Annotated in this window: 20 protein-coding genes; 6 read left to right on the top strand and 14 right to left on the bottom strand. The window is 48.4% G+C overall.

Annotated features, from left to right (window positions below):
• Nucleotides 1-85: 85 nt before the first annotated feature.
• The 4 genes from N909_RS25450 (at nt 86) to N909_RS0123195 (ending at nt 4,537) form a co-directional block, all read left to right on the top strand.
• A complete protein-coding gene (locus N909_RS25450) occupies nt 86-292 on the top strand; it encodes a DUF1858 domain-containing protein (RefSeq protein WP_084167885.1) in 207 nt (68 codons plus the stop codon).
• 5 nt (nt 293-297) lie between these two features.
• Entirely contained in the window at nt 298-2,448 is a 2,151-nt protein-coding gene (gene recG, locus N909_RS0123205) for an ATP-dependent DNA helicase RecG (protein WP_029918485.1), read from the top strand.
• A gap of 88 nt (nt 2,449-2,536) precedes the next feature.
• Entirely contained in the window at nt 2,537-3,502 is a 966-nt protein-coding gene (locus N909_RS0123200; RefSeq protein ID WP_245613661.1) for an NADPH:quinone reductase, read from the top strand.
• 9 nt (nt 3,503-3,511) lie between these two features.
• Nucleotides 3,512-4,537: an SDR family oxidoreductase gene (locus N909_RS0123195; protein ID WP_029918483.1), complete on the top strand. Its 1,026-nt coding sequence runs from the start codon at nt 3,512-3,514 to the stop codon at nt 4,535-4,537.
• A 274-nt stretch (nt 4,538-4,811) separates the two neighbouring features.
• Here the strand turns inward: N909_RS0123195 and N909_RS25885 are convergent, their stop codons facing one another.
• From N909_RS25885 to N909_RS25880, 4 genes are read right to left on the bottom strand one after another with little or no spacing between them, the layout of a single operon-like run.
• Nucleotides 4,812-6,149 (bottom strand): hypothetical protein, encoded by a 1,338-nt coding sequence (locus tag N909_RS25885; protein ID WP_155006064.1) that lies wholly within the window; start codon nt 6,147-6,149, stop codon nt 4,812-4,814.
• Nucleotides 6,150-7,130, bottom strand: a complete 981-nt coding sequence (locus tag N909_RS0123185) for an ATP-binding protein (RefSeq protein ID WP_029918481.1) — start codon at nt 7,128-7,130, stop codon at nt 6,150-6,152. It abuts the gene before it with no gap.
• Nucleotides 7,127-9,004, bottom strand: coding sequence for a hypothetical protein (locus N909_RS0123180; protein WP_029918480.1), 1,878 nt, complete (start codon nt 9,002-9,004; stop codon nt 7,127-7,129). Before N909_RS0123180 ends, N909_RS0123185 begins: the two co-directional genes overlap by 4 nt.
• Nucleotides 8,976-9,698, bottom strand: coding sequence for a hypothetical protein (locus N909_RS25880; protein WP_155006063.1), 723 nt, complete (start codon nt 9,696-9,698; stop codon nt 8,976-8,978). The genes N909_RS0123180 and N909_RS25880 overlap by 29 nt, the downstream gene beginning before the upstream one ends.
• A 477-nt stretch (nt 9,699-10,175) precedes the next feature.
• Here N909_RS25880 and N909_RS0123170 point away from each other — a divergent pair, with 477 nt between their 5' ends.
• Both N909_RS0123170 and N909_RS25445 read left to right on the top strand, forming a co-directional pair.
• Nucleotides 10,176-10,754 (top strand): recombinase family protein, encoded by a 579-nt coding sequence (locus N909_RS0123170; RefSeq protein ID WP_029918478.1) that lies wholly within the window; start codon nt 10,176-10,178, stop codon nt 10,752-10,754.
• A gap of 57 nt (nt 10,755-10,811) precedes the next feature.
• The gene (locus N909_RS25445) at nt 10,812-10,982 is read left to right on the top strand and encodes a transposase (RefSeq protein ID WP_162179154.1); all 171 of its coding nucleotides are present in this window, start codon (nt 10,812-10,814) and stop codon (nt 10,980-10,982) included.
• Nucleotides 10,983-11,057: 75 nt separating this feature from the next.
• On the opposite strand, the gene N909_RS0123160 is transcribed toward N909_RS25445, so the two are convergent.
• From N909_RS0123160 to hsdR, 10 genes are all read right to left on the bottom strand, one after another.
• A complete protein-coding gene (locus N909_RS0123160; RefSeq protein WP_211254019.1) occupies nt 11,058-12,248 on the bottom strand; it encodes a patatin-like phospholipase family protein in 1,191 nt (396 codons plus the stop codon).
• The gene (locus N909_RS0123155) at nt 12,241-14,523 is read right to left on the bottom strand and encodes an anti-phage 6A-MBL system cap2_3 protein (RefSeq protein WP_029918476.1); all 2,283 of its coding nucleotides are present in this window, start codon (nt 14,521-14,523) and stop codon (nt 12,241-12,243) included. Before N909_RS0123155 ends, N909_RS0123160 begins: the two co-directional genes overlap by 8 nt.
• Nucleotides 14,513-15,661: an anti-phage 6A-MBL system MBL-fold protein gene (locus N909_RS0123150; protein WP_029918475.1), complete on the bottom strand. Its 1,149-nt coding sequence runs from the start codon at nt 15,659-15,661 to the stop codon at nt 14,513-14,515. The genes N909_RS0123155 and N909_RS0123150 overlap by 11 nt, the downstream gene beginning before the upstream one ends.
• 94 nt (nt 15,662-15,755) lie before the next feature.
• A complete protein-coding gene (locus N909_RS0123145) occupies nt 15,756-16,739 on the bottom strand; it encodes a hypothetical protein (RefSeq protein WP_029918474.1) in 984 nt (327 codons plus the stop codon).
• On the bottom strand, nt 16,739-18,448 hold the full coding sequence (locus tag N909_RS0123140; protein WP_051690080.1) for a restriction endonuclease subunit S: 1,710 nt from the start codon (nt 18,446-18,448) through the stop codon (nt 16,739-16,741). Before N909_RS0123140 ends, N909_RS0123145 begins: the two co-directional genes overlap by 1 nt.
• On the bottom strand, nt 18,445-19,914 hold the full coding sequence (locus tag N909_RS0123135; protein ID WP_029918472.1) for a type I restriction-modification system subunit M: 1,470 nt from the start codon (nt 19,912-19,914) through the stop codon (nt 18,445-18,447). Before N909_RS0123135 ends, N909_RS0123140 begins: the two co-directional genes overlap by 4 nt.
• Before the next feature lie 18 nt (nt 19,915-19,932).
• The gene (locus N909_RS0123130) at nt 19,933-20,124 is read right to left on the bottom strand and encodes a hypothetical protein (RefSeq protein WP_029918471.1); all 192 of its coding nucleotides are present in this window, start codon (nt 20,122-20,124) and stop codon (nt 19,933-19,935) included.
• A gap of 34 nt (nt 20,125-20,158) precedes the next feature.
• Nucleotides 20,159-20,749, bottom strand: coding sequence for a hypothetical protein (locus N909_RS0123125; protein WP_029918470.1), 591 nt, complete (start codon nt 20,747-20,749; stop codon nt 20,159-20,161).
• 1 nt (nt 20,750) lies between these two features.
• Entirely contained in the window at nt 20,751-21,353 is a 603-nt protein-coding gene (locus N909_RS24175; protein WP_051690079.1) for a tetratricopeptide repeat protein, read from the bottom strand.
• Nucleotides 21,354-23,699, bottom strand: coding sequence for an EcoAI/FtnUII family type I restriction enzme subunit R (hsdR, locus tag N909_RS0123115; RefSeq protein WP_029918468.1), 2,346 nt, complete (start codon nt 23,697-23,699; stop codon nt 21,354-21,356).
• Between the last annotated feature and the right edge of the window lie 115 nt (nt 23,700-23,814).

Raw genomic sequence — 23,814 nt, 5'->3', positions numbered from 1 at the left:
CCCCGTTTTTCTTGCAATTTTGCCAAACTTTTGTGACAATTCTGGTGTTTCGCAGCTGTGCTTTTCCCGTATTTCGGAGGTGTTTATGGCCCCAAAAATCACCAAGGATATGACCTTTCAGCAAGTTATCCAGCTTAATCCTGAAGTTGGCAAGGTTTTCGACAAGTATAATCTCGGCTGCGTCGGCTGTCTTGGAGCCTCCACCGAATCCTTGGCCCAGGGCATTCGTGCTCATGGCCTCAATCTTGACGATGTTCTTGCTGATCTGAATGCTTTGCTTGAAGATTCCTAGCAAAGATGTCATCTTCGGCTCCCGGAATTCGTCCGCCGGAACTGGATAAAAGCCTGGTCTCCGTTCAAGGAGTCGGGCCCCGTGTTTACGCCAAATTACAAAAACTCGGTCTGGAAACTGTTGAAGACGGTCTTTATCATTTGCCTTTGCGTTACGAGGACCGTCGTCAGCTCAAAACAATCAGCCAGCTGACCGATGGCTGTCAGGAGATTTTCGTTGCAACGGTGCTTGCTTCCGGTGAAATCACTACCGCACGGAGCAGGCGACGGATTTTCGAAGTTATTGTCGGTGACAACTCCGGAAAATTGTCTCTGAAATGGTTCCGCTATCGAAAGCCTTGGTTGGAAAAACGTTTCCCGGTTGGGCAGAAAGCCGTTTTCATCGGCGAGGTGAAACGCTTCGGCGCCACCCGCGAGGTCCATCACCCCGACGCCGACCTGATCAATTCGGATGGCGACCTTGACCAGCTCCTGCGCAACGACCCGCTTAATTTCGGTAGGATTCTTCCCGTCTACCCTCTGACCGAGGGGCTTTCCCAAAAACAGAGCAGGAAAATCTGGTTCCAGCTGATCAACGATTATGCCGGTTATGCCACCAGTCCTCTGCCTGTTTCAATCCGGCGGAAATATCGTCTCCTCGATCTGGCTGAAGCGCTACAGCAGATTCATTGGCCAAGTAATGATACCAACCTGGAACGGCTGGCCAAAGGGCAGGATCGGCCGCGTCATTCCCTGGTTTTTGACGAATTCTTTTTTCTGGAACTTGGTTTGGCATTGAAACGGGCAGGGGTTGAACTGGAAGCAGGGATTGCCTTTAAATTTACCCATAAATATACGATTCCATTAAATAAATTACTCCCCTTCAAATTGACTGACGCCCAGCGTCGAGTGCTTGGAGAGATCAAGCGCGACATGATGTCGCCCCAGCCGATGCATCGCCTGCTGCAGGGGGATGTGGGCAGCGGTAAGACCCTGGTTGCCCTGATGTCTGCACTGATCGCTATTGAAAATGAAGCTCAGGTAGCAGTGGTGGCGCCGACCGAGATCCTTGCGGAGCAGCATTATAGGACCTTTAAAACCTGGCTCGACCAGCTCGGACTCAGTACCTGTCTGCTGCAGGGGAGCATGACCGCCGCAGCCAAGCGGGACGTGGTGGAGCAGATTGCTCGTGGAGAAGTCGACCTGATTGTCGGTACCCATGCCGTGTTGCAGGATGCTGTCGAATTTAAAAAACTGGGTCTTGGTATTATTGACGAACAGCATCGTTTCGGAGTCAGGCAACGCAGTGTTCTCAGACATAAAGGAACCAATCCCGACATACTGGTCATGACCGCGACGCCGATTCCCCGCACGTTGTCGATGACCCTTTACGGCGATCTTGCCGTATCTGTTATCGACCAGCTTCCACCGGGGCGAAAACCGGTGACAACCCGTCTCTGCGGCCAGAATCGCCACCGCCAGTTATACCCTCAGCTCCGCAAACAACTTGAACAGGGGCGGCAGATTTATATCGTTTATCCTCTGGTTGAAGAATCGGAAAAAAGTGATCTACAGGCCGCGACTGTGGCAGCTGAGACCCTGGCGACAGAGATCTTTCCGGACTACCGGGTCGGCCTGCTCCACGGGCGCATGAAAACCGCCGAAAAAGATGCAGTGATGGACGCCTTCCGCAGCGGCGAGCTGCAGCTGTTGGTGGCGACTACGGTTATTGAGGTTGGTGTCGATGTCCCGAACGCCACGGTCATGGTCATCGAACATGCCGATCGTTTCGGGTTGTCGCAATTGCACCAGTTGCGCGGCCGGGTAGGGCGGGGGGCTGAACAGAGTTTCTGCTTCCTGGTCCCGTCAGAAAATTATAGTGCCGATGCGGCGCGCAGACTCAAGGTCATGGTCGATACCAATGATGGTTTCCTGGTGGCCGAAGCCGACCTGGAAATTCGCGGACCCGGGGATTTCCTCGGCACTCGCCAGGCCGGACTGCCTGAATTCCGGGTCGCCAATCTGGTCAAGGATATTCGCATTCTTGAAGCAGCCCGCCAAGAAGCTTTTAACTATATCGAGCAGACCAAAATGCTTACCACTGCGGACGCTTTACCGGTCAGTCAGGAACTGCAAAGACGTTGGGGTGGTCGACTGGAACTTGCCGCGATCGGGTGATAGACTTTCATTCAGTAAATCAGTCAACATCAAGCGCGATTTTTGTTTCAGAAAGACGACTTCTATCATCAACAGTTCAGGAGCGATCATGATGCAAGCTATTCAGGTCAAAGAATTTGGCGCCCCGGAAGTGATGCAGATTCAAGAAATTGCCGCTCCGGTACCGGCCAGAGGTCAGGTCAAAGTCGACGTGAAAGCCATTGGCGTGAATCCCGTTGATACCTATATCCGCGCAGGAATCTATCCGCTAAAACCCGAACTACCTTATATTCCTGGAAATGATGCGGCCGGTATCATCTCCGCCGTCGGCGCTGACGTCAAACATCGCCAGGTGGGAGAGCGGGTCTATGTTTTCGGTAGCCTGGTGGGTAGCTATGCCGAACAATTGGTTTGCTCGGAAAATCAAGTCTTTACGCTCCCTGACAAGAGCGATTTTTCCGTTGGCGCGGCCATCGGAGTCCCTTATACAACAGCCTTTTACGGTTTACTCTATCGAGCCCATGCGTTACCCGGAGAAACGGTCTTGATTCATGGCGCCAGTGGTGCGGTTGGTCAGGCCGCGGTCCAGATCGCCCATTCTTACGGACTGAGAGTCATCGGCACTGCCGGGACCACTGCCGGGATTAAACTGTTGCAGGAGCAGGGGGTTGTCGCAGCATTGAACCACCATGACGATAATTATCTCGATGCCGTGGCTGAGCTGACTTGCGGCATGGGGGTCGACGTGATTCTGGAGATGCTGGCGAATGTCAATCTCGACAAAGACCTGAAGGTTGTTGCCAAGTATGGTCGGATTGTGGTGATCGGCAACCGTGGCACCATCGAAATCAACCCACGTGACACCATGGGGAAAAATGCCTCCATTCTGGGGATGGCTGCATTCAATGCTTCCCCCACAGAGTTTCGCCAAATCCATGCGGTGATTCATGCCGGTCTGCAGGACGGGCGGTTTAAACCCACCATCCGCACGGAGCTCCCGTTACGAAGCGCCCCGGAGGCCCATAAATTAGTCATGGAGCCTGGTGGAAACGGCAAAATTATCCTTATCCCGTAGCAGGTTTACATGAGTACAGTTCTGGTGACCGGCGGCACCGGCTTCCTTGCTGAGCACATCATTATTCAGCTTCTGAACACAGGTTATGATGTTCGCACAACTGTGCGCTCTTTGCAGCGGGTTGCTGCAGTTCAAGCCAGTTTGCACCAAGGTGGTATTGTTCAGGATAGCGGGTTGCAATTTTTAACCGGCGATCTGTTGCAGGATGAAGGCTGGATTGAGGCTGTCTCCGGTTGCGATGCTGTCCTGCATGTCGCTTCGCCTTTTCCACCGGTTCAACCGAAGAATGAAGACGAGTTGGTCGCACCGGCTGTCGGCGGCACACTGCGGGTGCTCAAAGCTGCACATGCGGCCGGGGTCAAGCGGGTGGTCTTAACCTCGTCCTTTGCCGCTGTGGGGTATGGTCACGGGGCAGGGGAACGGCATTACAACGAAGGGGACTGGACCGATCCCGCCGGCGCCGATGTCACACCCTATATCAAATCAAAGACACTGGCAGAGCGGGCAGCCTGGGACTTTATCAGCAATGAGGGCAGTACCCTGGAGCTTTCGGTGATTAACCCGGTGGGTATTTTCGGGCCGGTGCTAGGACCTCACTACGCTGCCTCCATCGGCCTGGTTAAAGCTCTGCTGGAAGGCTCGATGCCTGCGCTTGCGCGCATTTATTTTGGCGCTGTTGACGTTCGCGATGTTGCGGCTTTGCATCTGTTGGCGCTGACCAGCCCAACCGCCATTGGCGAGCGCTTCATTGCCGTTGCCGAGCCGATCACCTCAATGGCCGAAGTGGCGAAAGTTCTGCGTGAACACTTTGGTTCAGTGGCCGGTAAGGTGCCGCGCGTGACGCTTCCGGATTGGCTGTACCGAGCATTGGCCCGGGTTGTCCCGGCCTTGCGCGGAACAGCGCCGCAAGTGGGCATTATCCGGCATACCAATCATGACAAGGCCCAACAGCTCCTAGGATGGGAACCAAGGCCGGCCAGAGAAGCAATTATCGCCAGCGCAGAAAGTTTGCTGCGACTGAAGCTGATAAATTAATCGTTGTTCTGTGATCGAGGTCGCCTGATTTTCCATGGCCGTCCGGCAGCGGACAGAGCAGAGCGAACCAGATCAACAGCCGCCCAGGGATGTTGTTCTTTATTCAACTCAGTAGGGAAATATATTTTAGTTTACATAATATATATTATGCGACGTTAGATATCGGTCGCTTCCCGGTGGGGTCTGCTCATGACCGGCCGACGAAATAAAGTTTATTACAAATTGTAAGAAAATATTATGACAGGATTAGAAATTGAAAGAATGGTTATGACGATTACTCCTTGTGCCACCTCTTTTCATATTTCTCCATGGCGATTCGGTTGCAGGATTGAAACACGTTATCCAAGTGCTTCTGGGAAAACTTGAATTCTTTATTTGGGTAGGGCTTCCTACGCCAAAAGAATAATTCCTCTGTCACAGATTCCTGATGATGATTTTTAATAACAACCCAATTCAATAGACCTGGATCCGACCCTTCTCCATAAGTTGTTTGTAAAAAAAATACTTTTTCGCGATTCATTTTGTCCGCTTCATTTAAAAAAAACCAAAAACTATCAAGACATTCGGCAGCGAATATGCTCCTTGTAGCGATTCGACTAATCGATTTAGATTTATCCCAATTTATGTCTTCAGGTGATCTGCACAGCCCCGAAATAGACTGAACTTTCTCCCAATATACTTCCCACATCAAAAATGAATGCGCAATAATGCACCCAAGCTGGATATTGAAATTTTCATCAACATACAGACTTCCCAAAACTTTGATGCAATAATCAAGACAAGGTTTATGTTTTTTTAATAAAAACTCTTCTAAGATTTTATTTAAATACACATAAATATCAACGTTGTCAAAAATATTTTCTGTTTCTTTAAAAACATCATAAACTTCAACGTATATAGGTTTTCTAAAATTATGGACATAGAATTTATATGTATTATGATCTTTTGATTTAAAGAATAAATATAACAAGCCGGCAATTTGTTCAAAGTTGGGTCTTGTTTTCCATATCAATGTAGAATTTTCTAAATAATCTAGAGTGTTTATAATTATTTTTGATAATGATTCGATTTTTTTAAGGTCATTACAAGTTAAGGGATTAACGATTCCTGGCATACTTAAATTAAAAAAAGGTTTTTGACATGATGGGCATGAATAAGGATATTTAATAGCCTTACTACTTATTGTAATTGGAATTTTAACACCACAATAGTGGCAGTGTTCCATTAAATCGTTTCCATGAATCGGGCATTTTTTCAAAATTTTTAACTGGTGGAAAACACTATGATACCCTAACGAAATGCAAGATTGACAATAACGAAAATCCGAGGAAATTAATAATTTTTCACAATTCCATGGCACATATTTATTACATATACTGTCCTCTGTATATTTAATATGTAGGTTTGTCTTTTCTGAAAATGATTTAGGATCTAAGAAATAGCTTGTTGACAAGTTTTTATTATGATTGGGGTACTTTGTTTTCCCGATGGCAACGTTTAATTGGGCCAAATTTAATGCATTCCAGCCGGCAAACTTATGCAGGAGTGACCACTGAGACTCGAAAGGATATACCAATTCTGAAAACCAGTTGTATCCTTTTATCATTACCACCTACCCTACTTCTTCAGGGGCAATTAAAAAGCTTCCGGCACTCGCATATCCTGCATTAAGGATGGCCTGTTTCCACAATGCCAGGGAAAACCCTGGAAAGGAAGAATCCCTGCAAGAATTACGGCACAACCCATAATTTATGGCATGAACAACATATTGTAGTGGAATTTCCAGTTTGCAAGCCATGCGACTTTCTTGGTGAACTCTTTCGAATGCTTGCCAAAGGATTGATGCTTCATTGGCCAGTCTCCATCCACATTGGTAGATTTCAGGAAAGAAATACTGTGAATATGAGCATTTACTCTCTTTCGGAAACTCAGAGTTCTCGTCATAACCTTCTAGTACAAAACTTAATTCCTCAAGATTCGTAATCCCGCGCATGCAATAATCTACAGACATAAAGCGCCCAACTATTTCAGACATGCCAACAGCTTTAAATCCGTTACGAATATTTAATAGTTGGGTCTGACCAACTAGGACAAAGCAGGCATAAATATTTTGATCATCTAAAATATTATGTAGGTCATGAAGTAATTCATACTGATGCTCAGTTAATTTTTGGGCATCATTGATAAACAAGACAAGTCCATCTTTATTATCGTTTAGAGCTGTTTCAGTCAATTTAAGATAAACACGTTCCCACAAATTTTGGGTTGTCCCTTTCTCAATGGGATATTTAAGTTGACTTGCTAGGTGAGCCCAGAAGGCCCTTGGTGTAGATGGTTCAATTTTCCTCATTGTGACGCTGATATAAGGAACGAACTCGGAGTACAGTTCGTTTTCCCTGATGAGATACCTTATGGCTCTGGTCTTGCCAACCCTAGGCACTCCGTAAATCAAACCGCCTGGAAGACGCCCCTCAAGCCAAATTTTAAGGGTGTTCAGTAACCCATTGATTGCAGGTGTTAAAAGTAAAACTTGATTCCGTTCAACGGGATGAGTCCCAGGCGGGATGTGTGGAATTGAAATACCTGCGTTCATAGTTCGAAAGTCCTCCGATCTGGTGAACGCTTTAAGTTGTCATTGTGATTCGGAGTCTTGATTGTTGTATCAATTCTTCGATTCGAGGATTTTTGAGTTAATCTTCCCTTTACTCCTTCACAAAAGTCCGAGATACTAGTGTTTTTTATGTCAACAAGTCCCTTGTTGAAGTATAATTTTCGTTGCTCAATAGTATGTGGATAATTCCAGCGAGCATCTTTTACTCTGACTATTCCAAGGTTCCTTCCCGAATCCTTTAGAAAAATTTCACTAGTATGCATACCATCTGGATCTGGCCTCATTACAGCTTTTTTTCCAGATAGTGAGTAGATCAACGCATGACTAGAGTACCGTAAATATAAAAGGTTTACGTATGGACGTCGTCCTTCTTTTCGATTTGAACGAATCGTCACTTCAAATCTAGGGTTGAATTCAATAAGTTTCCGTTGATCTTCTAAAATGCGGATGTGTTCAGTCTGCGTATAAAGACGTAGTATGTCTAATGGTGACTTGCCGCCGGGCTTTCGGTGAGAATTTGCGTTGTAATTGGCGATAAGTACATCTGTTAGTTCAACGAGATCCTGGTGACCAATTTGGTAAGTCTTTGCAGCCTCAGCAGCATTTTCGCGACGGGGGTCGTTCGGGCCACTTCCAACTGTGTTTGGAAGACGGTGGAATCCATGTTCTTCTAAATTATCAAAAAAACCTTCGACATGAGGTCGACGATAGGGACTGCGTCCCGGGCCGTCATTAATTGTACCATTCATGACCTTTTTTACAGCATTTCTTACATCGAATGCTAAATGGGCCAGGGCATTGTCAAGCAACAGACTGTCCCAAACGGCGTATTCACACCCTTTTATCACACCGGACGGCAGACCTGAACCAGCATCATACCTCAACCCCGGAACAGTCAACTGCATTGGTTGCCATGGAACTAATGCACGTTTAAGGACTCGTAGCACATCCCAATGATTGACCTCCCTAGAAATCACGATCAAATATGCCAGTACTGCTTGACTCATAGCTTCTATCAGGGCCAATAGCCATGGCCTTACAATGAAATTCTCTCGCCCTCCGAACCGCAAATCAGGATCCTCTGGGAGCCAAAAGTTGGCATCGATAGAATGCGCATCAAGCTCAACCCGCTGATAAGGCCGCAATATGCTTTCATCATCCCTTTCTTTCGGCTGCTCTGCTGAATATTTCCTGGCTGCATCAGCTCCATGGCGGGCTCGTATTGCTGATTGGGGATGGCTGTCATACAAGCAGTTCAGACGTTTCTGCAGCGAACGCAATCCACGGGTTTCGGTATTAAAGGGATACTCTAGGACATAATTCTGCGTGGCTTCTTCCGTCGATTCTCCTCGGGCAATGCGTTCATCAATCAACTTTTGTTTGCAGAGGCGCAACATTGTCTGATGGATATCACTAATTGCCTCTCTCACCTTGAGTTTTTTATCCTTCTCCAGTTTGCCAAGAAAAGAACTTTTCGCAGTTTCCCAGATATCCGGAAAGCGTTCGAATAAAGCAGTGAGCGCCCCTGCCCTTCCCCCTTTCTTACCAATACCCATGGGGGCAACTATCTTTTTACGACAATAGGGTTTTATCCGTATCCCAGGTTCAAGGGCCCGCCAACCCCAAATATTTCCATCCGAGTGTAAAGTCAGGCAACGCTTCAACCGAGAATGAATTTCTTGACGTGGAAGCTTTCGGATATTTTCAGGAAGGTCCGTCTCATCCAAATAGGCGGCAATGTTAGCTTTATTGCAAATAAATTTATCTCTCTTGGCTACAGGAAGCTCAGTTGGGTCAAAGTTAGGCCATAGTCTATGGTTCTTCTGCTCAGCAGAGAGGTTGGCGCGGTTCGGCATTTGTCCACCTCCTAAGTATCAGGTCTGGAAATGGTTGGTGGTGTAAATCAGCTATAAGACGACCAGAGCACAGTAACTGCAATGCAGCATCGTAAAGCTGCTGTGTTTTTATGTTGCTATTACATCGAAGCTCTCTAAGGGAGATTTCAAAATGTTTGTCTATTAAATCAACTACTTGTTTCTGGATATCAGGCCGATAAGGGTTACTGAGATAAGGGACAATTAGTTCACAATTGCTAACAAGTAATTCAGGAAGGTCTCTTTCTACTTCGATCACTTTGTGTTCAATGAAGGCTCGATCGCACCAGGATTTTTGTGACTCGATTTGTTTTTTGGCCTTCTCGACCTCTTTCTGTTTCTTAACCTCACGAATCTGTTCAAATGATGGCGCAATGAAAACCCAGGCATCAGGCATGGAGCTTATTTCATTTCCTTCCATATCTCGAATTGATATATGAAGTGGGTAAACACAATAGCTGATCACCAATGGATCACATTCAAGTACTAGACAATGATAATGTTCATGTGGAGTGGTGGTGACAACTGGCATATGTAACTTGGGGCTGTCAAAATCATACCTATCACCGCCGTATCGCCACTTTGGAATCCAGATCGGTTTAGGAAATTTGCCATCGACAATTAAGGAAAAAGAAGATTTTGAAGAACAATTATTTGATTCAATATTTTTATTCATGGTTATATTTCTCCCTATCAGACATAACACCTCATCTATACATGTATCTATCTTCATAATGAACTTATTATCACTTCAAATTTTTTTTTCAAGGGAATAAATATTGCAATAATTAAATATAGTAATTCTTAAAGCGTTTACTTTTTTTCTTAAATTGTTATTTAATAAGCTATAGTTATAAATTCTTTTTCTTTAATTCTTCAATTCTTTAATTATCTTTATCAAAACAATCTAAATATTTATAAATACTTAAATATTTGCAAAATTGAAGTTGTATAAAAAAAATAATATTTTTTTTTGGTGCGAAAAGTATACTTTTTGCATTTGGCCCTAGTCTTTTCAGTGTGATTCAGTTTTTTGGAAAAATTAGTGCAAAAACTTATGCAAAAATGTAAATGCAATTAATCGACAAATTCATAAGTTATGGCACTATTTTTATATGATATGAGCGGGAGGGCTGATAAATGGAGAACCACGATGAATCGCAATTACAAAGTCGGGTATGCCAGGGTAAGTACAACCGGCCAGAACCTTGATGCTCAGTTGGATGAACTAAGAGAGGCTGGGTGCCAAAAAATATTTTGTGATCAAATCAGTGGGGTCAAGGAGATTCGCCCGGAATGGGGAAAGCTTTTGGAATATATTCGCCCTGGGGATATCTTGGTCATTACAGAGCTGAGCCGAATGTCTCGATCGCTTATACACCTTTTGGAAATAATAAAAATATTGGAAGATCGGGAGATTAACATTCAATCTTTAAGAGAAGAAATTAATACGACAACTGCTACAGGAAGAGCTTTCATCTCCATCATGGGAGCTATTAATCAGATGGAAAGGGAGCTGAAAGCCGAAAGAACGGCAGCAGGAAGAGCCGCAGCCAAGGCAAGAGGAAAAAGTGGTGGTAGACCAAGAACTGATCCTAAAAAACTCGAGCAGGCACGTATTATTTACGAGAATTCTAGTCAGACAGCTGCCGAAGTTTGTTCCGCAATTGGGGTGGGGAGAAGAACTTTTTTTAGCTACATGGCAATGATAAAAAGCTCCGAGAAACAGTGAGCTATCTTCACTTTAACGGACACACCAATTACCCTAATGGGAACAGGAGGTGTGTTCATGGGCAAGCGAAGTTACGATCCAGATTTTAAGCGCAAGGCCGTTCGCATTGTTGTCGAAGAATGCCTCGGCGTGCGCGAGGTTGAGCGTAACCTCGGGATCACTCACGGGGTTCTGAAAGGCTGGGTGCAGAAGCACCGGGACCCAGGGCGCCGAGTTTTCGGTGCGTAGGCTCCAGAGAGACAGCTCCAGGATTTTGAACAGCGAGATAGATGGATGGGTCTTCCACTAAGCAACAAACCAAGCTTAAAGGTCTGGATGATATGTTTCTATTAAATTGCGTGTAAGCTGTTCACCCCGCCGTGATATTGCGACTATGTCCTTTTCAGGCATTGGGTCAAAATTGGTCGGATAATCGAACGTTTCTTCGCGAGGGACAAGGTCTACTGGAGGGCAAGGTAAGCTTTTGTCATTTTGACCAAGATAAGGCAGTAAGAATCCTTCAATATCCCCTTTTTCTTTTAGCTTGTGAAGCAGATCAAAAGTCATCGAATGTGTGCGACGATGGATCGTCTCTACAGTTGCAAGCATACGAGTCCCCCAAAAATATGGGCGAGAGGAAGCATTTGGCAATCCCTGGCCTGCTACGCATGCAATAATGAAATTCACGTCGTGAACATTCGTACTGAAAGAAGAGTCTCTTCCTGGCAAAAGGCAACTGGTGCCTATATTGTCATAAACCCCACCATCAGAAATAAAGGTTCTTGCTCTTGCTACTTTTCCATTTTTTTCAAATTTCAGCCATTCGTCTATTGCAGGCAGAAACCCGGGAAACGCAGCTGATGCGGCGACTGCATGAGCCACTGATGTCTTTTTGAGTTGCAGACCAAAACGCCACGAACCCGTTTCCTTAGAACCATATCTATAGGCTGTCTGCGTACTCAGTTCTGTCGCATTTATTACCACTTGCAAGTTCTTGCGTCTAACATCATCAAGAGCAAGTCCTTTAAAATATTTTGCATTTAAACATCTGATAAATGCTGTTGTGCGGCTAGCATATCTAGGGAGAGGTGCTTGCAAAAAGTTGGAGATCTTCTTCAGTGGTTCAGGACAAATCCCAGCCAGACTTAAGATCGAGCAAATCACCTTAGTCACAATTCCAAGTGTCGCAAGGACACCAGAAATTAATATTGTCCCAACAATCAATGGAGCTTCTGATGAAAACAAAGTAGCTCCCAGAATCCCTCTTCTCAAGCCCCCCCTAAGGAGGGTCTGAATCCGAGCATCAAAAACCTCGAAACTGTCATTCGAATAAGCCCAAAGAGCCCCTATTACGCTTCCCCCTGACACCGTTGAAAGGACACTAATCCGATCTAGCAAACCACGATCATGTAAAGCTCGCATGCAACCAAGGTGAAAAGCGATAGCCCTAGATCCTCCCCCGGACAATGCTAACCCAAATTTACGATTTAATTTTGGCATTTCCATGTCATTCATTCCCAGATGACTCCATAAAGACAAATTGGTTACGCCGAAAAAAGTGGAATTGCCAAATTGGATTAGTCAGAGTCTTACCAACAATCAACATCACTACATGCCTTGGAGGATTCTCTTGAAAATGAAGTATTTTCAACATCGCATTCAAATCAATGGAACTAGGCTCTGGGAGGCTAGTCGGATGAGTGTGCCAAACCCCTATAAAACGGGTCGAACCCTCACTCTTTCTTTGATGAAATGAACAAACTTGAGCAGTGCCTTCTATCCCGCATTCAAATCGAGAGGTTGACTTAAAACTGTCCGGCGGTGCCCCTGTGGCAACATCCAGGTAGATGGTTGAAAGACTGTCATCTATTTCTCCGAGCAATAATCCACCGGTCTCATTTTTGCTGCTCCCCTCCCTTGTGTTTCTGGTGATCTCTGCCTCAATAGCGCTTTTTGCTCTCTCCGAGACTACAACTTTATAGCCATTGATAACTTCTTTTGTCACAAGGGGCTTTGAATGAGGAATCTCTTTGGACGATATGCTACCCCCTAGCGTGCCTCTTTGAGCTTTTGAAACGAAAATGGAGTATGAGGCATCCTCTTTGGCGTTTTGCGAAACGCGCAAAGCGAAATCGAAAAATGAGGATGCAAAGAAAGCGACATCTGAGGCAGAGCCTACAAAAGTGGGCTCGGAGCACCCTGGTTCGGGCTGGAATATTGGAGAGGTTTGTTCAGCTGGCCAGAAAGCCTCTACAAAAGGGGTAAGGTCAACATGAGAAAATGCGACCTCTTTTGTCAGTCGACTTAAATCACACGGTCCATTTTGGTTCTTCTGCATCCGCATTATGGCAATCCCCTTAGATGCGGTGCCATCAATCGAGCAGGTCATCATTGGGGGCCAAATGTCTTCATTCTCAAATTGTAATTGTAAAGCAGCCTCTACATGTCGAGAAGCAGTCGCGTCAATAATCAGATCAAAATCATTTACTTTAAAATCATCAGGCAGTCCCTTTCTCAAGTCCCTTCGCAAATGCGCAACATCTGCGTTAGGATTGATCATCGAAAGGTGAACTTTCAACGCACTCTCTTTTGTGAAGCCAACCTGATATGCCTCAAACTGTTGCCGAACCAAAACACCAGGCTTGACGGCTGCGCGGTCTAGCAATCTAATTTTGGCAGCACCTGCACGCACAACATACTCGGCGATGTGGGACCCCAAAGCACCACATCCAAGGATAGCAACCCTCTTCTCAAGCAACCAACTAGCGTTAGTATCTTGGTCTCTTCTGTAGGTGACCTCTTTTCTATTATCATAAACTGAGCACCAGTCTGTTTTAGCTGTAAGTGCCCATTTGAAAAATTCACCTTTCTTCCCTTCTATCTCTTCATCTTCGCCCGCCACAACAATAGCTTTAAGTACCGCAACTGACTCCGGATCGACACGCCACACCGCCAGATGTTGACGGATTGCCTCTCCCGCCATTCGTCGTCTCATTGGCGCGCCAAGCACTAAGTACAGCGGCTCTTTATCTTTTTGATAAAGAGCGAATAATTTTAATATTTGAAACAGGAAATCGAAGGGGATCTGACGATTGACAAGTTCGCAGATAAGCTTCAATACAGTGTCAGGATACTCCATTGGAAGCGGAGTATTGAGCAGGAGACACGCCGCGTATTTTTTATCGTCCGGTAAAGTCTTCGGTATTCCTCCCCAATCCACAACATCAAAACAAACTTTATTTCTTTGACTTATCTGCGCAGTCCCCAACCAAAAATTACGGTCCGCTGCAATCTCCGGAGCATCCAACTCAAATACAAAACCGATATCCGATCGAGAATAAATAGCGGGAGGGTGTAAGGGGGCATTGTCAGGGTCAAGCTTATTCAAAGCAGCATCTTGTAGCCAATGATTCAGCCGTTCTACAAAACCAAACATCCCATCTTTGGCCGACCACTCAACATCAGGAGCGACATAAAGGCACATAGAGTTACCCCACTGAACATGCGGATACCCCTTGAATCTTTTATGAACAAATTCAGCCTTTGGATGCTCAATAGGAAATCGTGATGGGATGGCAATATTTATCGGTTCACGGCTTCTGAAAGAAAAACCTCCTTCGACACGTTCATAAGGTTGAGTGTCAATTGATAGTCGTAATCGAAGAGGGTCGCCTTTTTCTTCCGGTTCTCCAACATCAACAATCTGGAGGGCACCACATGCAGCCGAGCAAATTTCTTGCAGCTGATCAAAGGCTAATCTCTGCCCCTCGGTGAGGTTATCAGCCTCCATAGCCAACCTTTTCTGAGGGCGGAGCATCTGAGCCCCGGGCTTGCTTTACTGCAGCAGAAAGGTTTCCAGAGCTTCGACCTTCTGAACTATCTGAACCCGAGTCTCGCTCCAAACTGCCATCATCCTGAATCAAAAATACTATAGGTTCAGCACCATCTGTGTCCTCTTGAGTACAGAGGAATCCACCTTCGGCAATTTCTTCATACCTTTGTTTAGCCTTTGCGTGAGGAGGATTATCTCCACTCTGATTTCGTGCTGGGATTTCATCGCAACTGGCTACAATTACTCCCCCCAAAACTTGATAAGAGTCTAAATCATCGAGCATGTCTTGCTTAAGTACCTCTCGATCGCCATCTTTCTGATACATTGCGGATTTACTGCAATGATGGGGAGCAAGAAAGACCTTCCAAGCGAGGTATTCTTCATTTTTCGCATTCTTGGTGGTGTCGAAGATTTTTCTGATTCGAGGGTATGCAATGTCACCGAAAAGCAAAACTCCACCCATATCAGGGGATTCACTGAATGTCACCTGCATGCAAAGGCTTGTATTATTCCGATCCCCTTCGATTTGTTCCGCAAATGGGGCATGGATAAACGCATTAAATTCACCGGTATAATCTTCTCCATCAAGCTCGTTAATGGAGTTGCCAGGAATTGTGAGCCTCTCCCGAGGAAAACCCTTATATGTGTCCTCCTCCAGAAGTTGATCATAGCCAATCAATCTAACGCGATCGCCAGAAGCGACATCCCCCCCACATTTGATAGTTGCATTTACTCTCCGCTCGGCCTCTTCTTTGAAAGCCACTGCATCGTCGCAGAGGTCAGTGTCATTCTCAGCAAAAACACGTGGGGTAAACCAGATTTCTCCGATATCTACACGACTTAAGAGATCGGCAAACCCCTCCACGTGGTCCTTATCTGGGTGGGTCAACGCGAAACCCGCCAGATAAGGTTTGCCACCAACTTCAGGCAAATTTTCTTCAAAAATATCGACTAGAGATTCCCCGTCACCTTCCTGATCACCGTTTTCTTCTTTGCAGCGCATGTCCACCTGCAACACAACATCTTCAGCAAGCACTATGGATGTGCAATCACCGGTACCAACAGGCCAAAACATAACTTTTTTTTCTTTGAACATTTTCAACTCCTCCAAGTTAATAGGACCTCAACTTCCCCGATCTATCTATCTCGTTTGCTGATCTACTCTCCGAACACAACAAAATTTTTGTCTATCAGAAATTCATCTGCTTCCTAGACTCACGCCATTTCAAATTCCCTTCACCTGCTCTGAAGGGCGTATTTTCTTCAATTGGTCCGACTATCTCTTCCAGTTTTTTCCGCCATCCGTTATGGAGCATCCACTCACGCACCTTGAGAGCCTCTTCGCTATCAGCGACCGCACGGCTCTCCTCTTCGGTGTAGATGTAGTCTTCCGGATGCCAGCCGACATGAGACCGGTGCTCCATCAATGGGCCGGGGAAGATTCTCCCTTCCATAATCCCCTCAATTTCATGCTCCTCCATTACGCAACCCTTGAAGTAAACCCCCAAGATATCAGCAATAAGAATTTTTGCCTTTAGCTGCATCCGAGTCTTTTCATAACCCCAGTAAATCTGATCGCAGAGGGGGTAGTATCTCCATATGGAGTCCTGACTGTGGTCGCCCCAATGGTCAAGTTTTACCCGAAACAGGAGTGCGATAAAAAATGGATCGTAGTCTTCTCCGTACTTACCAGAGCTTTTGCGAAGCTTGTCCTCCTGACGTTTGATCCCAAATCCCTGTATTGCGCAGCCTGTCTTTTTCAACTCCAAGAGAAAATCGATATACGCAGGAAGATCATGGCCGTGCCACAAGTAGGGGTAAATAGGGACGTCCTTGCCGTCGAGCCATTCTCTCTGGACACCGAATTGATCACATGTGGCCTGAAGTAGCTTCTCGTTGAGAGCGTACAGAAGCTTTTCGTCAGTGCTGACATCAACCAAGGTCAGCCCACCATCCTCGCCAAGAAAACGAGGGATCTGGGTTCGCTCGATACCGTGAGCCTTGTAAATGTCAACGAATCGCTGAACTAGACCAAAAACCTCGTTCGGCACTTTTACTTCAGGCTTGTTTACTGAACCAGCGGAATCCTTCCCACGAAGCTTATTCCAAATAAATACGATGCCCTTGTAAACATCCTTGATAATTGAAATGACAGTTGCTACTGACTCAATCATCACACCACCAAAAGCTGGCGAACAGTAGCTTCCATCAGTTTGGCGCTGTGCTTCTGGGCCTGATTGAGCTTGACTTCGAGTTCATCGCACAGGTCCATGAGTTGCTCGACCTTGGCGACGATACGTTTTTGTTCCTGTTTTGGTGGCACAGGCACTTCAATCTCTTTGATTTTCCCTATGTATAGACACGGCTGTGCCGACTGCTTTACGTTGCCCCAGATTTGACGCTGACCTACGGGACTTCGGAGAACTATTGCCAGATATTCTGGCAATACATCAGGAGTAAATGGGCGAATTAAAGCCACGCTCCTCACCAATACGAAATTTTTAGGCTCTTTGATTACACTCAAACGGCCAGTAGTGGCACCAACGCACACCATCAAAATGTCATCATGCCTTGGATGGCAACGCTTCCAACATTTTTCTGCTGTTTCTTCTGAAACAAAATCTGTAGCGCGGAGATCTATATGGCCATCGCGGATGTTTTTCGCCGTAGCCATTGGCACCCCCGAAGGAACTCTTGGGGGGGTAGAATGTTCTCCATCAGTGACAAGTAAAGTCACATCTTGGAAATGTGCCCAGCCCCAACTGCTTGGCACGGAATGCAAAAAAACATCAGGGGTAATTTGGGGAAGAGGCTTTTCCTTTTTGATTACCTTTTCCTTTGCTAACTGGTCTTTTCTGGCCTTTATCCTCTCCAGCAAAACCAAAGCAGGCTCGTCGTTGGGAACTTGGGGGACGAGCTTACCCTGGACGGCGAGTTGGAGGATGGCGGCGCGGAGTTTGGTGATGGTTTCGGGGTGGTCGTAGAGCAGGTCGAAGTTGGTACTGATACGCTGCCAGTGGTCGGCGAATTCGTCGGGTTCGCGGGCGGTGAGCAGTGCGTCGAGGGCGGCGTTGTTGAGGCGCACCCGCCCCTGCTGCTGCTTTTGCTGGCGGGCTTCGAGTTCGTCGCACAGGGCCATGAGTTGGTCGACCTTGGCGACGATGCGTTTTTGTTCTTCGAGGGGGGGAAGAGGCAACTTGAGTTGCCCCAAGGAGGTCCCGTTAACATTTGGTTGCCCAGTCCCCATACTCATTGCAACCAATTGCTCCCAGTAAAGAGGAGATTCCGCAAAGACCTTCAAATATCTCGGAGAGGAATATTGGTTCGGAACAACCCGAATCAGATATGAAGCGAAAACCGAGCAGACATCTACGTTTTCAACCAAATAGGTCTTACCGATAGTTCCACCAGTTCGAGCAATCAACAAATCACCATCGTTAAGTTCGTAGGCGGCAACAAACTTCGGGTCAATCTGACACCCTGGCACCGAGTCCCAATTCACCTTATTGTTTTGGATGTCGGTAATGCGCAGCAACCTCACGTCCTTGAGGCAGTGATCGGCAGATGCTGTATAACCGTAGTGGATGAGGTTTGAAATATTCCCCAAAGAATCCCATGCCCAATTTGACGGCAATCCAAACGGTTCATCCTCGGAACTGATAGGTTTATTCGGCTTGCTCTTTTTGATCCTCCCTACCTTAACCAACCTCTCCTTCTCAGTCTTAATCCTTTCCAGCAAAACCGAAGCAGGCTCGGCATTGGGGTCCTGTGGCACCAGCTTCCCCTGCACAGCAAGCTGAAGAATTAATTCCCGCAGCTTCTGCACACCGTTGGGCGCATTTGCCAGGTGCCTGAAATTGGCGAAGAACGTCTCAACCGTCATGCCGACTCCTTCGAGGTATCGGCATCTCGCTCCAGGGCATCCATCAATTCCTGCTTCAGCTTCTCCCGCGTCTCGGCAACGCTGGCAAGCAGCGTCTTGTACTCGGCCAGCAGCTCCTCGGGATCGCCGTGGTCATCCTCGACGGTGTTGGGGTTCTTGATGTCTAGGTTGTAGCCGTTGGCCTTGATCTGCTCGACCGAAACTTTCCACGCCTGCTCGCTTTCAACTCGGTTCTCCCACCAGGCCTTCTCGGACGCGAACTCCTCGATGCGCATCGGTTTGGTCTTGGAGTAGCTCTTGTATCCTTCGGGATAGGGGTGCTCGTAGTACCAGACCTCCTTGGTCGGCTCCCCCTTGGTGAAGAACAGCAGGTTGGTCTTGATGCCGGTGTAGGGGTTGAAGACGCCGTTGGGGAGGCGCACCACGGTGTGTAGGTTGCACTCGTCGAGCAGCTTCTCCTTGATGCGGGTCTTGACGCCCTCGCCGAACAGGGTGCCGTCGGGCAGGACGATGGCGGCGCGGCCGCCGTCCTTGAGAAGATGCATGATCAGCACCAGGAACAGGTCGGCGGTCTCGCGGGTGCGGAAGCTGGCCGGGAAGTTGGCCTCGATGCCGTCCTCCTCGGTGCCGCCGAACGGCGGGTTGGTGACCACCACCTCGACCCGGTCCTTGGGGCCGTAATCGCGCAAGGGGCGCGACAGGGTGTTGTCGTGGCGGATGTTGGACGGCACCTCAACTCCGTGCAGCAGCATGTTGGTGGTGCAGAGCAGATGCGGCAGCGCCTTCTTCTCGACGCCGAAGACCGACTTCTGCAACAACTGCTCGTCCTCGGCGGTCTTCACGTAGCGGTCGCGCACATGCTCGATGGAACAGGAGAGAAAGCCGCCGGTGCCGCAGGCCGGGTCGAGGAGCTTCTCGCCGAGCTTGGGATCGACCATATCGACCATGAACTGGGTGACGGCACGTGGGGTGTAGAACTCCCCGGCGTTGCCCGCGCTCTGCAAGTCCTTGAGGATCTGCTCGTAGATGTCGCCGAAGGTGTGACGGTCGGAGGAGCGGTTGAAGTCGATCTCGTTGATCTTGTTGACCACCTGGCGGATGAGGGTGCCGTTTTTCATGTAGTTGTAGGCATCCTCGAACACCGAGCGCACCACCAAACCGCGCCCGTTGGTTCCGGCGTTCAACTCCATCTCTTTGAGAGTCTTGAACAACTCGTTATTGATGAAGTCAAGCAGCTCGTCGCCGGTAATCCCCTCGGCGTCAGCCGCCCAGTTGCGCCAGCGCAACTTTTCAGGAATCGGCGAGGTGTAGTCGTCGGAGAGGAGTTCCAGTTCCTGCTCCTGATCGTCGAAGATTTTCAGGAAGAACATCCAGACAAGTTGCCCGATGCGCTGCGCGTCGCCGTCGACCCCGGCGTCCTTGCGCATGATGTCCTGGATGGATTTGATGGTGGTGGATACTGACATGCTGCTTATTGCTCCTTCTTATTGATCCTGGTTGATCTCAAACCTGGTCTTGCAGTCGAGACACTCATAGGTGTGGGTATGCTCTGAAACGGTTCCGTCCTTGCGCCGATAAGCGCGGGACTTCATTTCGTTACGCGGTACGTTACGCATATTTGCCTTGCAGATCGGGCAAAACTTGATATCGGGTTGTGGTCCTGGAAGGTTGGCCATAAGGTCTCCTATGCTTCAGCCTTGGTACTTCAGCTCAAGAGTTCAGATACGGCTGCAAAAAGTCCTGAAAACTGAATTTATCGGGCGTCACAAATTCTTCAAAACTGTTGGCGCTAGGCAAAATAAAAACTTCGCCACCCGTCTCAAACCAATCCTTCCAGACGATGCAGAACGGCTTGAGATACAAACACCGCCAGACATCCCTCACGAGCCTTTGAAGTCCCCGGGGGACAGGGTATGTATTCCCTTTGATGTCATATACATTCTTGGGTCGGTTATCACTCAGGAGGCGGTGCTGCTTTTCGTGGAACTCGACATACACCGGTGTGCTCGACTGCACAAGAACCATATCCACTGAAATTCGATCGGGATTCGTGGTGACATAAATTTGCTCAGGGCTCAGTTTCAAGGCCTCCAGGCAACTAGCCTTAGCATTCGACGGCAAAAGAGCATCTGCTTTCAGGCACTGTACAAGTGCATCGCGGAAGACTGGTCGCGACAACAGACTACCCTTCAGGGGAAAGCGCTCATTGAGATGCTCTGCGCCCGGGAAGCTTTCGAGCAGAAAGTCAAAGAATTCATTTTCCGCGTGGCGGTTCCGATGCGGGCGGCAATAAATCTTCACTTCAGGAATCTCGCTTCGCCGATGCCAGAACAGCTTGCGCTTCCTGTTGCGCCTGCCGGATCTGCTCTTCTGTCATCTCCAGGCCCAGTGCCTTCAAACGCGGAGCGGCATTTTCGTCACCAAACGCCAGGGCGATATAAAAGAACTTGAAAGCCTTCGCCAGATCGTAATACTCGCCCTTTTGAGAGTAGATATCCGCAAGGTTGAAGATGGCTTGAGGAAAGCCTTGCCTGGACGCTTCCAGATACCAGTGCAGAGCTTGCTCCATGTCGCGTTCTACGAGTCGCCCCTGCTGATAAAGGAGTCCGAGCGCAAATTGCGCCTGAGGCATTGCGTCCTCAGCAGCCAACTTAAACCACCTCACGGCCTCTTTCCCGTTTGTAGCGACCAGATCACCGGAGGAGTAACAATGGCCCAGATTGTATTTCGCCAGCGAATGTCCCTGGGCAGCGGCCTTCTTCCACCAATCAATCGCCTGCTTTGCTGTCCTCGATCTACTGGCGCCATCGTCTGACTTGGCAAACAAGACCCCTAAATTGTATTGCGCTGAGGAATCACCCTTCTCCGCGAGAGCATAGAGTTCCTTGAATTTTTCCAGTGGCATCTACCCCTCCCTTGAGTACAACTGCTCTTCCATCTCCCGCAGAGCTTCTTCGTACTTTTTGCGACCGCCGAATATCTGGTTGACGATCTCTATCGGCGTGCCGAACTGGTCAAAAGGATTAATCCTCAGGACTCTTGGGTCTTCGATATTCTCAACCCCCTCGTCAGCATATTTGTCCAGCAATGCTTCCAGAACCTGCCGCGCCTGATCGCCGTACTTCGTGAAATAGTTGCGCTTGCGCACGTTCTCCGCACGCTCTCGACGCGTCAAAGCGGGCTGATCGAAGGCAACGTGGCAGATCAGGTCGAAGGGGCCGAAGTCCTTGCCGACATCCTCGGCCAATGCCTCCCAGAGCACACCCTGTTCAGCCAGTTCGTCTACCAGAGCCTGCTTTTTATCTACACTGGTCCAGCGACGTAAAAAGTCATCCAGCGTAGCGAATTCTTTCTGAACGGTTTTGCGGGTGTAATCCTTCAACGATTCAGTAATCAGCTTGCCGTCTGGTCCGTAGTATTGAACCCGCTCGGCAACAACGAAGAATGGCACATCACCGACCACGTATTTGACGCGAGGTTCAGGATCGTCCTCTCCTCCCGGCGGAACAGGAGGCTCGAGAGGCACCGGTGGCTCATCGCCTTCGGGGCCATCCGGCGGCAAAGGAGGATCGTCGGGACCCGGTTCATAAATGACAACGGGATCGCCATCGAAATCGGGATCGGCGAACAGCTCTGTTGCCTTCTTGAAGTCAATGATGGTGAAGTAATACTTGTCGAAGTCCTCATTGATGCGCGTACCGCGTCCGATAACCTGCTTGAAGATCGTCATCGAATTGATGGTCTGGTCGAGGACGATCAGCTTGCAGGTCTGGGCATCGACGCCGGTGTTCATCAGCCGCGAGGTGGTCGCGATAACCGGGTAGCGGCTTTCGGGATCGATGAAGTTGTCCAACTCCATCTTGCCGAGATTATCGTCGCCGGTGATCTTCATGACGTACTTGTTGTTTTCGGCGGCGAGGTCGGCGTTCTGGTTGACTAACTCCTGCCGCATCCTATCGGCGTGGTCGATGTCTTCGCAGAAGACGATGGTCTTGTCGAAGCGGTTGCTCGCCTTGAGAAACTCGGTGACCTTTTTCGCGACCAACCGGGTGCGCAGCTCCATCACCAGGTTGCGGTCCATATCCCTGAGGTTATAGATGCGGTCCTCGATCAGGTTGCCGTTCTTGTCGGTCTGGCCCTTCTCGGGCCGCCAGCCCTGCAAATCCTTGTCGAGATCGATACGCACAACCTTGTAAGGCGCGAGAAATCCGTCGTCGATCCCCTGCCGCAGCGAGTAGGTGTAAACCGGCTCGCCAAAGTAGGTGATATTGGAGACGTCCTTGGTTTCCTTGGGCGTGGCGGTCAGGCCGATGTGGGTGGCGCTGGAAAAGTAATCGAGAATCTCCCGCCAGGCCGAATCCTCGGCGGCGCTGCCGCGATGACATTCGTCGATCACCACCAGGTCGAAGAAGTCGGGCGAGAACTGCTTGTAGATGTTCTTCTCCTCTTCATTACCGGTGACTGCCTGATAGAGGGAGAGGTAGATCTCATAGGCTTTGTTCGCCTGGCGTTTTTCGATCTTGGTCATCGTCTGGCCGAACGGCTTGAAGTCGTTGGTCTTGGTCTGGTCAACCAGGATGTTACGATCGGCCAGGAAGAGGATGCGCTTCTTGGTGCGAGACTTCCATAGGCGCCAGATGATCTGGAAGGCGGTGTAGGTCTTGCCGGTGCCGGTGGCCATGACAAGCAGAAGGCGATTCTGCCCCTTGGCGATAGCCTCCACGGTACGGTTAATCGCGACTCGCTGGTAGTATCTCGGCTCCCGGCCGCTGCCGTCGGAGTAATAAGGCTGCTCGACAATTCCCTCGGTCGAGATATCGAACCCCTTCCACTGCTTGTAGCGCTGCCACAGATCACTAGGTGAGGGAAAGTTTTTGAGGGTCAGTTGCTGCTCGACCGGGGTCGACTGACCTGTCCGGTCATGGAAGAGAAAGCCGTCGCCATTGGAGCTGAACGCAAACGGTACATCGAGCGCTTCGGCATAATCAAGCGCCTGTTGCATGCCATGGCCGATGCTGTGGTTATTGTCTTTCGCCTCGATAACGGCAATGGGCTGGTTGGGCATGTGATAAAGGACGTAATCTGCGCGCTTGGCCTTGCCGCGAGAATGGAGCTTGCCGCGGACGATGATTCGGCCGGCCGTGAAGCAGACTTCTTCGCGAATCTGGAAATGAAGATCCCATCCAGCTGATTTAACTGCGGGTGTAATGTACCTAGTGCAGATGTCGCGTTCGGACAAAGACCTTTTCATCTAGCCGAATCCCTCCAGCACGGCCCAAGTTGATCACTCCAATAAAAAAGCCCGCAAGATATAGTAAGTTACGATCCTTGAGACAAATATCCGGCCGTGAATCCCATCCCCCCAA

This window comes from Pelobacter seleniigenes DSM 18267, from assembly GCF_000711225.1.
Lineage (GTDB): Bacteria > Desulfobacterota > Desulfuromonadia > Desulfuromonadales > Geopsychrobacteraceae > Seleniibacterium > Seleniibacterium seleniigenes.
This window is presented reverse-complemented; position numbering and strand designations above follow the sequence as displayed.

Coding starts and splice junctions, on each gene's coding strand:
- N909_RS0123180 (WP_029918480.1), bottom strand. CDS start 9,004: ATGCCGAACCGCGCCAACCTCTCTGCTGAGCAGAAGAACCATAGACTA.
- N909_RS0123195 (WP_029918483.1), top strand. CDS start 3,512: ATGAGTACAGTTCTGGTGACCGGCGGCACCGGCTTCCTTGCTGAGCAC.
- N909_RS25450 (WP_084167885.1), top strand. CDS start 86: ATGGCCCCAAAAATCACCAAGGATATGACCTTTCAGCAAGTTATCCAG.
- N909_RS25445 (WP_162179154.1), top strand. CDS start 10,812: ATGGGCAAGCGAAGTTACGATCCAGATTTTAAGCGCAAGGCCGTTCGC.
- N909_RS0123200 (WP_245613661.1), top strand. CDS start 2,537: ATGATGCAAGCTATTCAGGTCAAAGAATTTGGCGCCCCGGAAGTGATG.
- recG (WP_029918485.1), top strand. CDS start 298: ATGTCATCTTCGGCTCCCGGAATTCGTCCGCCGGAACTGGATAAAAGC.
- hsdR (WP_029918468.1), bottom strand. CDS start 23,699: ATGAAAAGGTCTTTGTCCGAACGCGACATCTGCACTAGGTACATTACA.
- N909_RS0123135 (WP_029918472.1), bottom strand. CDS start 19,914: ATGTCAGTATCCACCACCATCAAATCCATCCAGGACATCATGCGCAAG.
- N909_RS0123155 (WP_029918476.1), bottom strand. CDS start 14,523: ATGGAGGCTGATAACCTCACCGAGGGGCAGAGATTAGCCTTTGATCAG.
- N909_RS0123185 (WP_029918481.1), bottom strand. CDS start 7,130: ATGAACGCAGGTATTTCAATTCCACACATCCCGCCTGGGACTCATCCC.
- N909_RS0123160 (WP_211254019.1), bottom strand. CDS start 12,248: ATGAATGACATGGAAATGCCAAAATTAAATCGTAAATTTGGGTTAGCA.
- N909_RS0123150 (WP_029918475.1), bottom strand. CDS start 15,661: ATGTTCAAAGAAAAAAAAGTTATGTTTTGGCCTGTTGGTACCGGTGAT.
- N909_RS24175 (WP_051690079.1), bottom strand. CDS start 21,353: ATGCCACTGGAAAAATTCAAGGAACTCTATGCTCTCGCGGAGAAGGGT.
- N909_RS0123145 (WP_029918474.1), bottom strand. CDS start 16,739: ATGATTGAGTCAGTAGCAACTGTCATTTCAATTATCAAGGATGTTTAC.
- N909_RS0123170 (WP_029918478.1), top strand. CDS start 10,176: ATGAATCGCAATTACAAAGTCGGGTATGCCAGGGTAAGTACAACCGGC.
- N909_RS25880 (WP_155006063.1), bottom strand. CDS start 9,698: ATGAATAAAAATATTGAATCAAATAATTGTTCTTCAAAATCTTCTTTT.
- N909_RS0123130 (WP_029918471.1), bottom strand. CDS start 20,124: ATGGCCAACCTTCCAGGACCACAACCCGATATCAAGTTTTGCCCGATC.
- N909_RS0123140 (WP_051690080.1), bottom strand. CDS start 18,448: ATGACGGTTGAGACGTTCTTCGCCAATTTCAGGCACCTGGCAAATGCG.